The following is a 13,976-nucleotide window of genomic DNA, read 5'->3' as shown; positions in this document are numbered from 1 at the left end:
AATGCGAAGTGCGCCGTCTTTTTAAGCCTGAATTAAAACAGCGGGTTGCGATAAGAAAGGGTGATGGCGGCACTGGGTGAGGCTTTTGGTTAAATTAAGATCAAGTTGTAACAGAACCGTTTCACTATGAAATGGTTAGCAAAAGACTAAGGGTTTTTCTGGCCGGCGATTTAGGGCACCCTATGCGGCAAATAATATCCGGTATTTTTTTATCTGCCGGCAGGTTCGCTTATTGCGTCTGCCGGAAAGGTGCGTTTAAGGAAGATTCAGTGAAACGTAGTGTAATGAGTGTTTTATCTTGTGTGTTGATGTTCTCCGCGGGCAGCGTAAAAGCTGTCGCTCCACTGGATTTCCCGGTCGTGCCACCGAGCATTGATGCTGCTTCCTTTGTGCTGATGGATTACGCCAGCGGTGATGTGCTGGCCGCCGGTAACCCGGACGAGCGTCGCAACCCGGCCAGCCTGACCAAACTGATGACCGGTTATGTCATCGACCGCGCGCTGGACCACAAAAAAATCACCATGAACGATGTGGTGACCGTGCCTCAGGAAGCCTGGGTTGCCGGTAATAAAAGCCTCGAAGGTTCTTCCCTGATGTTCCTCAAACCAGGCGACCGCGTTTCTGTGCGCGACCTTATTCGCGGCATCATCATTACTTCCGGCAACGACGCGTGCGTGGCGATGGCGGATTACGTGGCCGGAAGCCAGGATTCTTTCGTCGGCATGATGAACCAGTACGTGGTCAGCATGGGCCTGACCAATACGCATTTCGAAACCGTACACGGCCTGGATGCGCCGGGGCAGTTCACCACCTCCTATGATCTGGCAAAACTTTCCCGCGCGATTATCGGCGGTGAGCCAGAGGAATACCGTATGTATGCCGAGAAATCGCTGACATACGACAACATCACCCAGCAGAACCGTAACGGCCTGTTGTGGGATAAAAACCTGCAAGTGGATGGCCTGAAAACCGGTCACACCGAAAGCGCCGGTTTCAACATTATCGCGTCTGCCACGCAGGGCGGCCGTCGTCTGATAGCGGTGGTGATGGGCGGGAAAAGTGCGAAAGGGCGTGAAGAACAGGCGCGTAAACTGCTGACCTGGGGCTTCCGTGAATACACCAGCAAGCAGATTTTCAAAGCGGATCAGACCGTTTCTAATGAGCACGTCTGGTTCGGTGCCACAGCTCAGGTGAAAGTCGGTTCGCTCAGCGATGTGTTTATCAGCGTTCCGCAGTCTGACGCCGATAAACTGAAAGCGCAGTATGTGCTGACCAATCCGCAGATTGACGCGCCGCTGAAAAAAGGCCAGGAACTGGGCAGCATCAATATCGTGGACAACGGTAAAGTCATCAAAACCGTGCCGCTGGTGGCGCTGGAAGACGTGGCGCAGGGCGGGATTATCAGCCGTGCGATTGACTACGTGAAACTGAAAATCTAACTTCTGCTCTTTCCCCTCTCACGAGGGGAAGGTTGGGATGGGGTGTGGTTTACCCCTTGCTAATAAAATTCTTCATAACTTCACATCAAACTTTCCGGCCTGGTAATCCAGAATGGCCTGATTAATTTCCTGCACCGTGTTCATCACAAACGGGCCGTGGGACACCACCGGTTCATTGATTTTTTCAGCGTGCCCGAACAGGAACGTGGCGTCATCGGTTGCGGTGATCGTCACGCGGTCATCGTTGCTATCCAGCTCAATCAGATGCCAGGCCTGTGCCGGAATATCATCGATTTTGAGACGTCCTTTCACGGTATACAGGAAAACCTGACGTGCCGCTGGCGCATGCAACGTCACTTCACTGCCCGCGCTCATCTGAACGGTCATCAGGGTGACATCGGTCAGTGATTTTATCGGACCGGTGACGCCCGCCACGTTGCCGGAAATCAGACTGATCGCGCCGTTTCCTTTGCTCAGCGGAATTTGCGGGATGTCCTGAACCTGTAAACCCACATAGCCTGGAGGCGTCATTTTCAGCCGTGACGGCAAATTTACCCAAAGCTGCAAAATTTCCAGTTCACCGCCGTGGCGTTTAAACGCCTCCGGTGAGAGCTCAGAGTGGATAAGACCCGAACCTGCAGTCATCCACTGCACGCCGCCGGTGCCGATAATACTTTCATGACCGCCGGTATCGCTGTGCGCCAGTTCGCCGCGCAGGATAAATGTGACCGTTTCAAATCCGCGATGCGGGTGCGGGCCGAAAGGTAAACCGAGGTTATCCGGTGCGTAAACCTGCGGGCCGTGATGATTGAGGAACAGAAAAGGGTCGAGCTGCTCGAGTTCCGGCCCCGGAACCGGCCGGCGTGTTTGCAGATCGCGGATATCATCACGATAGGCTTTGTATTGCTTAACAATTTTTCGGGTCATGGGGCGGGTTCCGTTAAAACACTGGATAATAACGAAGACTAGCGGGTTCAGCGAAGGTTGTCACAGCTGATTGTTAACAAGGTGTAATTCGCGCTGAATCAGTCAACAAAACGCGGGCGACTGGCTCACAACCGCCCGGAAATTCAACGGTAATGTCAGAACACTTTCGACGAGAAGTCTGTTTTCACTTCGCTTTCGATGTAGGTATTGAGCCCCCAGCCGGCGCGGGCCAGTTCTTTCATTTTTTCGAGATGTTCCGGCCCCGGATGGCGGATATCGTAGAGATAAACGTGATTGTTCTTGAAACGGACTTTGATCGAATTGGCATCAATCTGGAAGCTGACAACCTGTGAATCACCACTTTTGTTCGCGTAATTTTCCATGCTGCATCCTGTTTTCTGAGCCTGATGACGGGCGACGTCTTCTATTAACCACGTCTGAATTTTCCGTACAGGGCGACAGTTCACAGTTTACGAAACACAGGGAAAACAATGCTTATCAGGGCGTTATGGCGAGACCTTGGGTTGCCTCCAAACAACGGAATATCCGGGGCTGACCCTCAGCGTAATGCACGAAGAGGGTCAGTGCGTTCTTAACGGCGGCCGCGCGGATGGGTGCGGGCAGTCCAGTCATAGGTCGCTGACGTGCTTGGAACCGCTTTGTTGCGGCGTTTTTCAGCACGCGCTCGCGCGGCCACTTTTTCTTTCTCTGCCATCAGCGTGTCGATGTAATCATCTTTAATCCGGTTGTTTTCCGAATTGGTCAGCTCACGGCCCTGTGCTTTGCGGGCTTTATCGAGCAACGTTTTCAACTCGCGCTGTTCGCTTTCCGTCATATCTTGTTGTGTCAGTCTTTTCATCATTACTGCGTCCTGTGAGGAAAGTGGCTACCAGTGTAGTCGAATTACGGGCAGGCGTCGCGGCAATCTGGCGCGGGCGCGAAAGCAAATCCTGTCGTCGTGCGCTATCGCCGCATTGCAGCAATTAACGATAATCATTATCATCTCAGCCTTTATGATGGGTTTTGAGGTGTTATGCGTAAGTTCACTCAGTCGCTGCTGGTTTCCTGCCTGTTGTTTTCCGGTCTGGCGCAGGCCAGAACCGTGACCGATATTTCCAACCGTACAGTGACCGTGCCGGATAATCCGCAGCGTATCGTGGTGGGCGAAAGCCGCATGTTGTATACGCTGGCGCTGGTACAGGACGGAAACCCCGCTCAGCATGTGATTGGCTGGCCAGGTGATATGGCGCAGCTCGATGCGCAAAGCTGGGCGATGTACGTGAAAGCCTTTCCTGAAATCGCCACTATTCCGCTGCTGGGGCAGAACAACTACACGCAGCTCAACGTGGAGAAGGTGATTGCGCTGAAACCGGATCTGGTGATTTTGCCGGTGTATGCCAAGAAGCAGACCGATCGCGATCAGATGGAAATCACGCTGACCCAAGCGGGGATCCCGGTGATCTTCGTCGATCTGCGTGTGGATCAACTGCACAATACGATCCCCAGCGTGAAATTGCTGGGTGACGTGCTGAACCATCCGGAAAAAGCGGCGCGCTTTATCGCTTTCTATCAGCAGCACATGGATCGCGTTCGCGAACGTATCGCGGCGTATCAGGGCAAACGGCAGACGGTGATGCTGCAATTGCATCTTGGCCGTCGCGAAGGCTGCTGCACCACGGTTTCTCATGGAAATCTTGCCGATCTGCTGGCGTTTGCCGGAGGGGATAACATCGCCAAAGGCGCTTTTGGCAGAGTGTACGGGGATCTGAATGCAGAAAAAGTGATTATGGCCAACCCGGATGTGTATATCACAACCGGAATGGCAGGCCCGGAAGGGAAAAGGGTGTCTAATCTGATGCTGGGGCCGCAGGTTACGCCGCAGGAAGCGGAGCAAAGTTTCCGGCAGATCATGGATAAACAGCCGGTGCTTTCCACACTGAAAGCCGTGCGCGAAGGGCGGGCGTACAGCGTCTGGCATAATTTCTATCTCAGCCCGTATCACATGGTTGACGTGGAAGTCTTCGCCAAAGCTATGTATCCGCAGCTGTTTAAAGATGTCGATCCGCAGCAAACCATGAAAGAACTCTACACGCAGTTTCTGCCGGTTCCGTTCAGCGGCACCTACTGGAGTACGCTGCCACCGGCGAAATAATTCCACCACGTCGTTCGTTTTAAAACAGGCATAAAAAAACCGGCACAATCGCGTGCCGGTTTATGTTTATAACACAACCTCTTGTATCAGAAATCGACCGCCGCAGAGAGCACCACGTTGCGCGGTTCACCTTCAATCACGCGCAGGTTTCCGGCGCTCGACGAGTAATATTCTTTGTCGAACAGGTTATTCACGTTCAGCTTAATCTGCGTATGTTTGCCCAGCAGTGCGTTATCCCAGGCCACAAAGGCATCGGCCACGGTGTAATCGGGCATGGTGAAGCTGTTTTCCGGGTCACCGGCACGGTTGCCGACGTAACGCGCACCGCCGCCAATACGAATGTCACCCGGCACCATCGACCAGCGCAGGGTATGGCTGAGATACAGGCTGCCCATGTTGATCGGGGCATTCACCAGACGGTTGCCGACGTTGGACGAGTTCACGTTGTCTTCGGTGATTTCAGTTTTGTCATAGCTGTAGTTGGCGGTGACGTTCCAGTCTTTGGCGATTTCACCGTTAAGTTCGACTTCCGCGCCGGTGGAGCGTGCTTTAGGGATATTGCGCGTCACGCCGTTGATGTAGACCGACATATCTTCTTCATCAATGCGGTACACCGCCAGCGTGGCATCCAGACGCGGAGAAATCTGCCACTTGGTGCCGACTTCATAGGTGGTGCCGAGCTCAGGTTTGGAGACATTACCGTCATCGTCTGTGTCCGTGGATGGCGTGAATGATTTGCTGAAGTTGGCATAGAACGACAGATCGTCGGTCAGCTTATACACCACACCAATCTGTGGCAGGAACTTGTTGTCGGTATCGTCCAGACTTTGTGTCGGCGTCACGAAACCATACGACTGCTTCTGGTTGTAATGCTGATAACGGCCGCCCACGACACCAATCCATTTATCGGTCAGATGAATACTGTCTTTCAGATAGATCGATTTGTTGTAGAGCGTGTTGCGCAGATTACTGTTGCTGTCGGAATACGTGCTGCTGTCGGTCACCGGCTCCACGCCGTACACCGGATCATACATATTGAACGTGCTGAAGGTTTTGCCGCGATAAGAATACTGCTTATAGGTCTCGTTCTTCTCGTAATCGACGCCAATCAGCAGGTCGTTCATCATGCCGAAAATGTTCTGGTTTCCAATCCAGTCCCACGAGGTATAGCTGGTCTGATGGTTAAAGCCGCGGTTTGCATCGGCGCGGCGGGTGACGGCTCCGGTTTCCGTATTAACGGCAGTGGCGCGCACTTCATTGCTGTCATAACGGCGCTGCTGCCAGGCGTAGGTCAGACGCGTTTTCCAGTCGTCGCTGACCTGATATTCCCAGGTGGTGTTCAGGCGTTTGGTTTTGCCCCAGGCGTGGTTTGCCAGTTCATCCAGACGGCGGTTATACGGAATATCGACCGGTTTGCCGTTGATAAACGCGGTTCCACGGTCATAGGGAATATCGTATTTGTATTCCTGATAACTGACGTTGAAACTGGCTTTCTCACCGAACCAGCTCAGGGAAGGCGCGAGCAGGGTATGTGAGTCGCTGCCAAAGTTACGCCAGTAATCTTCATACTGACGCTCGGCAATCATACGGAACGCAAAACCGTTGCCCAGCGGGCCGGTGACGTCAATCGTACCGGCACCGCCGCCGAAACCGCCGGTGCGGCCACTGACGCGGGTATTCCAGTCATATTGCGGCTTCTTGCTGATCATGTTGATCACGCCGCCGGGGTTTTGGATCCCGTAAAGTAAAGACGCCGATCCTTTCAGCACTTCGATGTGATCGATGGTGGAATCAAAACCCAGTCCCTGATTACTGCGCACGCCGTCAATCAGAATAGAACCGTCGCTGTTGGCACCAAATCCGCGTTTCACGAATCCGTCTTCCGTTCCGCCCAGCGTATTGCCCTGAGTCACGCCGCTGACGAACTTCATGGCATCGTCCAGAGAGGTGACGTCATAATCCTGAATCATCGACTGTGTGACGACGCTGACGGACTGCGGCGTTTCACTGAGCGGCGTATCGCCTTTGCTGGCCGTCGAGCTTTGAGACGCGCTGTAGTCCGTGGTATCCAGCGCGTCAGCCTGCGCGTTGACGGTGATTGAATCTTCAGACGCTTGTGTTGCGGCCAGAAGGGGTGAACAGTGCAAAATAGCCAAGGCCAGCACGGATTTTTTGAATCCGCTGGCCGCCCTGCGCGGGGCTTTTATACCAGACATGTGAATATCCCTGAAAATAACAAAAAAGCATCAAATGCAAATGATAACAGTTTGCATTCTAATCAAGGAGTTTACAAAGGGAAACATATTTAACAATTTCAATAGTTACAATTGTGGGGCGGGGCCAGGGCTGGTGCGGGGAAACGCAAGGATTTCGCCAGTTTCCTCCCCGGCGAAGGGGAGGAAAAACAGACATTATTCGACGGTAGAATATTTCACGTAATGATTTGAACAGTTGAAATGCGCGACATAACCCAGCGTGCCGTTCGGCCCTTTTGCGCTGAAAGGAATGTGGTAGGTACCTTTATCTTCTTTCACGTCATCGCTGATGAAATTCAACACCGGCACGGAAGTGCCCATATTATCTTTATCATTGCCCCAGTTGGGAATGCGGTTTTGCATGTAATCACGGGTCACGGTGTCGATGGCATTATCTTTGGTGATGGTGCTGCACGCGCCTTCGGAAGTGCGCTGCATCCACCACGGATACACATAGACTGAGCCCAACATGAGCACCATCAGGGCGAAAATGACGGAAATGATCCCGATTAAAACGACTTTACTCATAGTGCTTGCGACTCCTGAAAATTCTCAGTCAAATCAGAGTTGCCGGGGCATCAGGCTCAAGCCCCGGCACGAAAGCGCGTATGTTACGCCACTTCGCCAACAGAGGTTAAGTATTATAAGCCCTTCTGTTGCATCCGGTTACAGAAGCCAGTTCCGCCGCAGGGCCTGCGATGATAGCCTTTTGAATACACTTAACGTTTGCACAAGGAATAAAACATGAGTCAGCAACCTGTAGTCGCGGTGCTCGGCCTGGGGGCAATGGGACACGCATTTGCCGCCAATCTGCTTAAAAAAGGTTTCACCACCCGCGTGTGGAACCGGACAGCATCGCGTGGTGACGATCTGGTGAGTGCAGGCGCGCAACGCGGCCTGACACCGCGTGAAACCACAGAAGGTGCTGATGTGGTGATTACCATGCTGTCGGATGGCAAAACGTCTCTGGACGTTTATCAGGGCGACAATGGCCTTCTGGCCGGGCTGAAGCAGGGCGGAATTATCGCGCAGATGGGGACGCTGGGCGTCGATGCCACGGAATCCCTGATTGCGCTGATTAAAGCACAGCGCCCGGACGTGGTGTTCTTTGATGCGCCGGTTTCAGGCACCAAAGCGCCCGCAGAACAGGCGCAAATTGTGGTGCTGGCCAGCGGTGATCGCGAGGCGGGCGCGGCTGTCGAACCGGTGTTTGCGGCGATTTCCAAAGCGACGAAATGGCTGGGCGAGGCAGGTCGCGCGTCTAAGATGAAACTGGTGGTTAACGCGTGGCTGATTGCCATGATGGAAGGCATCGCCGAAAGTACCCAACTGGCCGAAGAACTGGGCTTTACGCCGGATGACCTGTGGGACGTTCTCGACGGAGGCCCTCTGGCGGCGCCTTATATCAAAGGCAAAATGGCGATGTTCAAAAGCGGCGATTACACCCCGCAGATGCAGCTGACCTGGGCGCTGAAAGATATCAATCTGGCGATTGATGCGGGCAGTAAGCTTGAGTTGCCGGTAATGAAACGCATCAGTGAAACCTGGCAGGCTGCCGTGGATGGCGGTTATGGCGATCAGGATCTGGCAGTGGTTTACCGTTATCTTGGTTCCCGTTAACCGGCCAAGCCCACGGAAGGGCGTGTTATAACCGGTTAATATTCCCCGTGGTTTATTCATAACTGCGAAGCATAAACCAGATTATCTGGCTATTGGTCGTCCGCTCCGGCGCTGTGATAGCGTTGATGATTATCAGCAATAATCACGGCGGAGTAAGCAATGAGCCAGACGTCAACAACTATTCCTTTGGTCGATTTCAGCCAGTTTTCCGGTACGCCTGAAGCGCGTGAAGTTTTTCTTTCGCAACTGCGTTATGCCGCCCGCGAAATTGGATTCTTCTATCTGAAAAATCACGGTGTGGATGCCACATTACTTAACGATGTGCAGCGCGTGGCGCGGGAATTTTTTGCCTTGCCGGAAGAAGAAAAACTGGCCGTGGCGATGATCAATTCTCCGCATTTTCGCGGCTATAACCGTGCGGCGTCAGAAATTACCCGCGGGCAGCCGGACTGGCGTGAACAGTTTGATCTCGGTGCTGAACGACCAAAATTGCCGGTGAGCGGCGAAACACCAGCCTGGGCGAGGCTGCAGGGGCCGAATCAGTGGCCGGAAGCGTTGCCCGAGTTACGTCCGCTGCTGCTGCGCTGGCAGAGAGAAATGACGGCGATGTCACTGCGTTTATTGCGCGCTTTTGCGCTGGCGCTGAAACTGCCGGAAGCAGCTTTTGATCCGCTTTACGGCGAAAAACCCAATGAGCATATCAAGCTGATTCGTTATCCGGGGCGTGCGGCGGGTGCCGGGAATCAGGGCGTTGGCGCGCATAAAGATTCCGGATTCCTGAGTTTTTTATTACAGGATGAACAGCGCGGTTTGCAGGTTGAAGTAGAAGAAAACCAGTGGGTGGATGCGTTGCCGGTGGCGGATACGCTGGTGGTGAACATCGGCGAACTGCTGGAGCTGGCCACCAACGGCTATCTGCGCGCGACGGTTCACCGCGTGGTGTCACCGCCTGCCGAAGGCGAACGGCTGTCACTGGCCTTTTTCCTCGGTGCGCAACTTGATGCCGTGGTGCCGTTATTCCCGCTGCCGCCGGAACTGGCGAAAGAAGCCAGAGGCGATACCAGCGATCCGCTCAATCCGCTGTTCCGCGATGTCGGGTTTAACTATCTGAAAGGGCGGCTGCGATCTCATCCGGACGTCGCGCAGCGTTATTACGCCGATATTGTCACGTAAGCGGGTTCACTCAGATGAAAACCGGGAAAACGGGAAGGGGAAATGCCACTAAAGCGCGGCGATATTGGCGGTGATGCAGGCGAGAACGTCGCGGGCAACATTAATATCCTTATCCGGAATACCGTCCATTACACGCATCAAAATATCGTCGGTCATGCTGCGAACCTGGTTGGCCAGCTCAGTTCCGGCGTCAGTCAGCTTAATGTCTTTCGAGCGGCGGTCTGAATCCCCCGGGCAGCGCTCCAGCAAACCCAGCTCGGCAAGGCTGTCAAACAGGCGTATTGCGGTGGGATGCTCAACTTCCAGCAGGGCCGTCAGCTCTCCCTGAGGCAGGCGGCCTTTGGCGGCTTCGAGGTGCAACAGCACTTGTCCGCGGGCGAGTGTCAGGCCAATTGTTTTGAAACGGGCATCACAGTAAGTGCGTAACTGACGACCGATATGAATGGTTTCCGGGAGGAAACGAAGCCTGGGGATAGATGCTTCCGGGCGGCGGCGTAAAGTGGTCAAAGATTCCTCACAGTCGGGCGTAAGCAGGTTTCAGTGACCTAAGATTAGCACGACCAGTAACATTTACCCTAAATCGCCGACTTCCATTAACATTTTTGAGACAACAGGAAACCCTCCATCCTGTTGCCTCAAAAATGCCGGTATCTGAGATTTTATTTCTCTGTGGTCATGTCGGCATGTGAAATTTTTTGCGACACAGGCTGTCATGCCTGACATCAACGTTGGCTGGAATCAGTGTTTTGAGCCGCAAATCAAACCGGTGACGATTGATATTCACGTAAGTACGTTGATAATTACGAATCAGCCGGGTCTGTAAATCATCGGTTTTTACGCTAAACCTGCCCGGCGAGAAGCCTGAAAACTACTCTTTTATGGGATTGTTATTATCAATAGCCCTGGAGCTCATTATGCAACCTGTCATCAATATGATTACGCTCGGCGTGAAAGATTTAGCCGTCGCCACGGCGTTTTATCAGAACGGTCTTGGATTCCCGAAAGTGGTCATTGACTCAGACGGCGTGAGTTTCTTTGAGCTGGCAGGTGCCTGGTTATCGTTGTTTCCGTGGGATGAGCTGGCTAAAGACGCTGAACTCAGCCCGGAAGGTCACGGATTTCGCGGAATGGCGCTGGCGCAGACCGTCGAAAGCGAAGCAAAAGTGGATGCTGTACTCGCACAGGCGGTGAAAGCGGGCGGTAAGCTGATTAAACCGGCACAAAGGGTTTTCTGGGGTGGATATTCGGGGTATTTCGCCGATCCAGACGGACATTTGTGGGAAATTGCCTACAACCCGTTTATGAAAATAGGGCCACAGGAATAACCTATGCGGTGTGTTTTTGTCTGGAATGAACGAATTTAGTTACAACATACAGTCTATTTTACAACAAACGGTGTCTGTCTGAAGCCTTTGTTAAAACACCGCCTGAAGGCGGTGTCGCATTATATTGTCTGGCAGGAAAGAAAGGGCTACAAACCTCTTTTTTCCATCAACAGGGCCAGATCAACCAGACGGTTTGAGAATCCCCATTCGTTATCATACCAGGCCAGAATTTTCACCAGCTTACCGCCGATCACCAATGTGGAAAGCCCGTCAACAATCGAAGAGCGTGGATCACCACGGTAATCACTGGAGACCAGTGGTTCTTCGCTGTAGCCCAGAATATCTTTCAGCGGGCCGGATTCTGATGCTTTACGGAATGCGGTGTTGATTTCTTCGACCGTCGCTTCGCGTTTCAGGTTGACGGTCAGATCAACAATCGACACAACCGGAACCGGCACACGCAGGGAATAACCGGTCATTTTGCCATCCAGTTCAGGAATGACTTTACCGATGGCTTTAGCCGCTCCGCTGGAATAAGGAACAATCGAAACCGCCGCCGCACGCGCACCGCGTAAATCCTTTTCAGGCTGATCATGCAGTGCCTGGCTGTTGGTATAAGCGTGGGTGGTGTTCATCAGACCATGTTCAATCCCGAAGGTTGAATGCAAAACCTGCGCTGCCGGTGCCAGACCGTTCGTCGTGCAGCTACCGTTGCTGACCACTTTGTGTTTGGCCGGATCATAATTGCCGTCATTTACGCCCATCACGATAGTGATATCGTCATCTTTGGCCGGTGCGGAAATAATGACGCGTTTGGCGCCGCCTTGGGTGATATGCACCTCGGCCTTGGCTTTTTCAGTGAAAAAACCGGTGGCCTCGATAACGATATCCACACCCACGCTGCTCCACGGAATCGCCGCCGGATCTCTTTCGGAGAACACGCGGATTGCTCTGCCATCGAGCAGCAATTGCCCTTCGCCGGCTTCAACTTTGGCATTTAACGTGCCGGAAAGTGAATCATATTTCAAAAGATGTGCGAGAGTTTTGCTGTCGGTGAGATCGTTGATGGCGACGACCTGAAAGTCATCACGCCCCAGTGCGGCGCGAAGAACATTGCGACCAATCCTGCCGAACCCGTTGATGCCTACTTTGACCATGATGAAACTCCTTTATTATCAGACCTGCATTTAATGTAGACCGAAGGAGGAATGGCGTAAATGACAACAAAAGATCTATTTACGCCAATGTGCGTGAGCAGAAGCGTTCCCGGTATTCCGTTGGGGTCAGTTGCAAATTCCTTTCAAAAACACGCCGTAAATTCAGGCCACTGCCAAATCCGGTGGCCTGTGCGATTTGCTCGACACCTTGCGTGGTTTGTTCAAGTCGTTGCCTGGCGGCATTCAGGCGAACTTCTTCAACATATTTGGCTGGGGTGATCCCGGTTTCGCGGGTGAAAACGCGTGTAAAATTACGCGGGCTCATGGCGACGCGTTCTGCCAGAACGTCCACTGAAAGTTCGACGGTGAGATTTTGCGGCAACCAGAGCTGAAGCTCGCGGATAGGGCCTTCGCTGGCCTGATTCAAAAGATAGCGGCTAAACTGTGCCTGTCCACCGGGCCTGCGCAGAAACATCACTAAATCCTGCGCAACGTCTCTGGCCAGATTAAAACCCTGATCGTCTTCCACCAGGGCGAGCGTGAGATCAAAGCCGGAGCTGACGCCGCCGGAGGTCCAGACCGGGCCGTCCTGCACGTAGATTGGCCCACGTTCGACGGTAATCTGCGGGAAGTCGGCCTGCAACGTGTCCAGTAACCGCCAGTGGGTAGTAGCATGACGGCCATCCAGCAAACCGGTTTTCGCCAGTAGCATGGCTCCGCCGCAAATGGAAACGACGCGTCGTGCATACGGTGCGGCGCGCTTTACCCAGGTCACGACGTCCGAACCTTCTTCTTCCGTCAGTCCTTTGCCGGTGATCAAAATGGTGTCGCGGGGAAGTTCGGGGTCAAGGTCGCAAAGCCGGTGATCTGCCAGTAAATTCAGGCCGGAAACGCCGTGAACCACGCGGTGCGGCTGCGTGGTGGCGACCGTCACCTGATAAGGGGAATTTTGACCACCCGTTGGCATCAGGCGGTTGGCCTGCATAAGGATGTCGGCGATACCGGCCGCTTCAAACAACATGCCGCCGTCAGGGACGATAATCAGAAAAGTTTTCATGGCATTAAAAATACAATTTGTATTAAATAAGTCAATGTACCATTGAAGCGACGTCAGAGAAGATAAAACGGCAGGGGATTTGTATTCCGCATTTTTGGCACACGTAAAAGGCGAAAAACCTCAATTAAACCATGATACTCAGTGACGTTAAGGGTATCTTGTCAGCGTCCAAAATGACGCATTCAACCGTGAGATTTCATGAATTCAATACTCAAACATCCGCCTCGAATCGGCATATTGATCATGCTGATGATTCTGGCGGGTTGCTCAAGCAAGACGCATTATAAAAAATACGACACCCACGCCTATGATGATGAAATTGAAGACGCGGCTGATAACTACAAAGTTGACCGGAAACTGATCAAAGCCATTATTCAGGTAGAGTCGAGTTACAATCCCGACGCCGTCAGCCCGTCCAATGCCATTGGCCTGATGCAACTTAAAGCCTCGACCAGTGGCTGCGATGCTTACCGTTATAAAGGCAAGCGCGGTTGTCCGAGCAACCGGCAGTTGCATGACCCGGAAACCAACATTGATTTAGGAACAGCATATCTCTTTGGATTACAACATCAGCAATTAAACTGGATCAACGATCCGCTCACGCGTCGTTATGCGACCGAAGTCGCTTACGCCAACGGTGCCGGGGCTCTGTTGCGGACGTTTTCTGCAAACCGCCAGACAGCGATTCAGATGATCAACCAGCTAACACCGGAAGCGTTCAACTGGCATGTCCGCCAGTATCATCCGTCACCGCAGGCTCCGAGATACATGGCGAAGGTCGAGAAAGTTTATGCCGGGTTATAGCCGAAACCGGCCAACATTAAGAATGCGCTACGTGAATTTTGGAGCATTATGGTACTGCCAGAAATTC

The 13,976-nt window shown here is 53.0% G+C and carries 14 protein-coding genes and 1 pseudogene; 6 read left to right on the top strand and 9 right to left on the bottom strand.

What is annotated here, in order from left to right; all coding sequences use genetic code 11:
- Positions 1 to 269: 269 nt before the first annotated feature.
- A complete protein-coding gene (locus ACM5QY_RS15785; protein ID WP_416121688.1) occupies positions 270 to 1,439 on the top strand; it encodes a serine hydrolase in 1,170 nt (389 codons plus the stop codon).
- A gap of 72 nt (positions 1,440 to 1,511) precedes the next feature.
- Here ACM5QY_RS15785 and ACM5QY_RS15780 read toward each other — a convergent pair whose 3' ends face one another.
- The 3 genes from ACM5QY_RS15780 to ACM5QY_RS15770 form a co-directional block, all read right to left on the bottom strand.
- Positions 1,512 to 2,366: a pirin family protein gene (locus ACM5QY_RS15780; protein WP_416121687.1), complete on the bottom strand. Its 855-nt coding sequence runs from the start codon at positions 2,364 to 2,366 to the stop codon at positions 1,512 to 1,514.
- Between the two features lie 155 nt (positions 2,367 to 2,521).
- The gene (locus ACM5QY_RS15775; RefSeq protein ID WP_015697366.1) at positions 2,522 to 2,749 is read right to left on the bottom strand and encodes a hypothetical protein; all 228 of its coding nucleotides are present in this window, start codon (positions 2,747 to 2,749) and stop codon (positions 2,522 to 2,524) included.
- 209 nt (positions 2,750 to 2,958) lie between these two features.
- Complete coding sequence (locus tag ACM5QY_RS15770) at positions 2,959 to 3,225, bottom strand: YjbD family protein (protein ID WP_104924725.1); 267 nt, start codon at positions 3,223 to 3,225, stop codon at positions 2,959 to 2,961.
- A gap of 174 nt (positions 3,226 to 3,399) precedes the next feature.
- Between ACM5QY_RS15770 and ACM5QY_RS15765 the strand changes: the two genes are divergently transcribed.
- Positions 3,400 to 4,518: an ABC transporter substrate-binding protein gene (locus ACM5QY_RS15765; protein WP_416121686.1), complete on the top strand. Its 1,119-nt coding sequence runs from the start codon at positions 3,400 to 3,402 to the stop codon at positions 4,516 to 4,518.
- Positions 4,519 to 4,604: 86 nt separating this feature from the next.
- Here the strand turns inward: ACM5QY_RS15765 and ACM5QY_RS15760 are convergent, their stop codons facing one another.
- Complete coding sequence (locus ACM5QY_RS15760) at positions 4,605 to 6,734, bottom strand: TonB-dependent siderophore receptor (protein WP_416121685.1); 2,130 nt, start codon at positions 6,732 to 6,734, stop codon at positions 4,605 to 4,607.
- A 195-nt stretch (positions 6,735 to 6,929) separates the two neighbouring features.
- Positions 6,930 to 7,301, bottom strand: a complete 372-nt coding sequence (locus ACM5QY_RS15755; RefSeq protein ID WP_416121684.1) for a YebF family protein — start codon at positions 7,299 to 7,301, stop codon at positions 6,930 to 6,932.
- Between the two features lie 216 nt (positions 7,302 to 7,517).
- Here ACM5QY_RS15755 and ACM5QY_RS15750 point away from each other — a divergent pair, with 216 nt between their 5' ends.
- Together ACM5QY_RS15750 and ACM5QY_RS15745 are read left to right on the top strand one after the other, a co-directional pair.
- On the top strand, positions 7,518 to 8,393 hold the full coding sequence (locus ACM5QY_RS15750; protein WP_416121683.1) for an NAD(P)-dependent oxidoreductase: 876 nt from the start codon (positions 7,518 to 7,520) through the stop codon (positions 8,391 to 8,393).
- Positions 8,394 to 8,552: 159 nt separating this feature from the next.
- The gene (locus ACM5QY_RS15745) at positions 8,553 to 9,566 is read left to right on the top strand and encodes an isopenicillin N synthase family dioxygenase (protein ID WP_416121682.1); all 1,014 of its coding nucleotides are present in this window, start codon (positions 8,553 to 8,555) and stop codon (positions 9,564 to 9,566) included.
- Positions 9,567 to 9,614: 48 nt separating this feature from the next.
- Here ACM5QY_RS15745 and ACM5QY_RS15740 read toward each other — a convergent pair whose 3' ends face one another.
- Both ACM5QY_RS15740 and ACM5QY_RS15735 read right to left on the bottom strand, forming a co-directional pair.
- A complete protein-coding gene (locus tag ACM5QY_RS15740) occupies positions 9,615 to 10,073 on the bottom strand; it encodes a MarR family winged helix-turn-helix transcriptional regulator (RefSeq protein WP_416121681.1) in 459 nt (152 codons plus the stop codon).
- Between the two features lie 187 nt (positions 10,074 to 10,260).
- Positions 10,261 to 10,422: pseudogene (locus ACM5QY_RS15735) on the bottom strand (colicin M resistance protein CbrA); the annotation flags it as partial.
- A 58-nt stretch (positions 10,423 to 10,480) separates the two neighbouring features.
- Between ACM5QY_RS15735 and ACM5QY_RS15730 the strand changes: the two are divergent.
- The gene (locus ACM5QY_RS15730) at positions 10,481 to 10,891 is read left to right on the top strand and encodes a VOC family protein (protein WP_416121680.1); all 411 of its coding nucleotides are present in this window, start codon (positions 10,481 to 10,483) and stop codon (positions 10,889 to 10,891) included.
- A gap of 146 nt (positions 10,892 to 11,037) precedes the next feature.
- Here ACM5QY_RS15730 and gap read toward each other — a convergent pair whose 3' ends face one another.
- On the bottom strand, positions 11,038 to 12,048 hold the full coding sequence (gene gap, locus ACM5QY_RS15725) for a type I glyceraldehyde-3-phosphate dehydrogenase (RefSeq protein ID WP_416121679.1): 1,011 nt from the start codon (positions 12,046 to 12,048) through the stop codon (positions 11,038 to 11,040).
- A gap of 79 nt (positions 12,049 to 12,127) precedes the next feature.
- Positions 12,128 to 13,105, bottom strand: coding sequence for a GlxA family transcriptional regulator (locus ACM5QY_RS15720; RefSeq protein ID WP_416121678.1), 978 nt, complete (start codon positions 13,103 to 13,105; stop codon positions 12,128 to 12,130).
- A 198-nt stretch (positions 13,106 to 13,303) separates the two neighbouring features.
- Between ACM5QY_RS15720 and ACM5QY_RS15715 the strand changes: the two genes are divergently transcribed.
- The gene (locus tag ACM5QY_RS15715) at positions 13,304 to 13,909 is read left to right on the top strand and encodes a transglycosylase SLT domain-containing protein (RefSeq protein ID WP_416121677.1); all 606 of its coding nucleotides are present in this window, start codon (positions 13,304 to 13,306) and stop codon (positions 13,907 to 13,909) included.
- Positions 13,910 to 13,976: the final 67 nt, after the last annotated feature.

It is taken from the genome of Rahnella sp. PCH160 (assembly GCF_047784855.1).
Lineage (GTDB): Bacteria > Pseudomonadota > Gammaproteobacteria > Enterobacterales > Enterobacteriaceae > Rahnella.
This window is presented reverse-complemented; position numbering and strand designations above follow the sequence as displayed.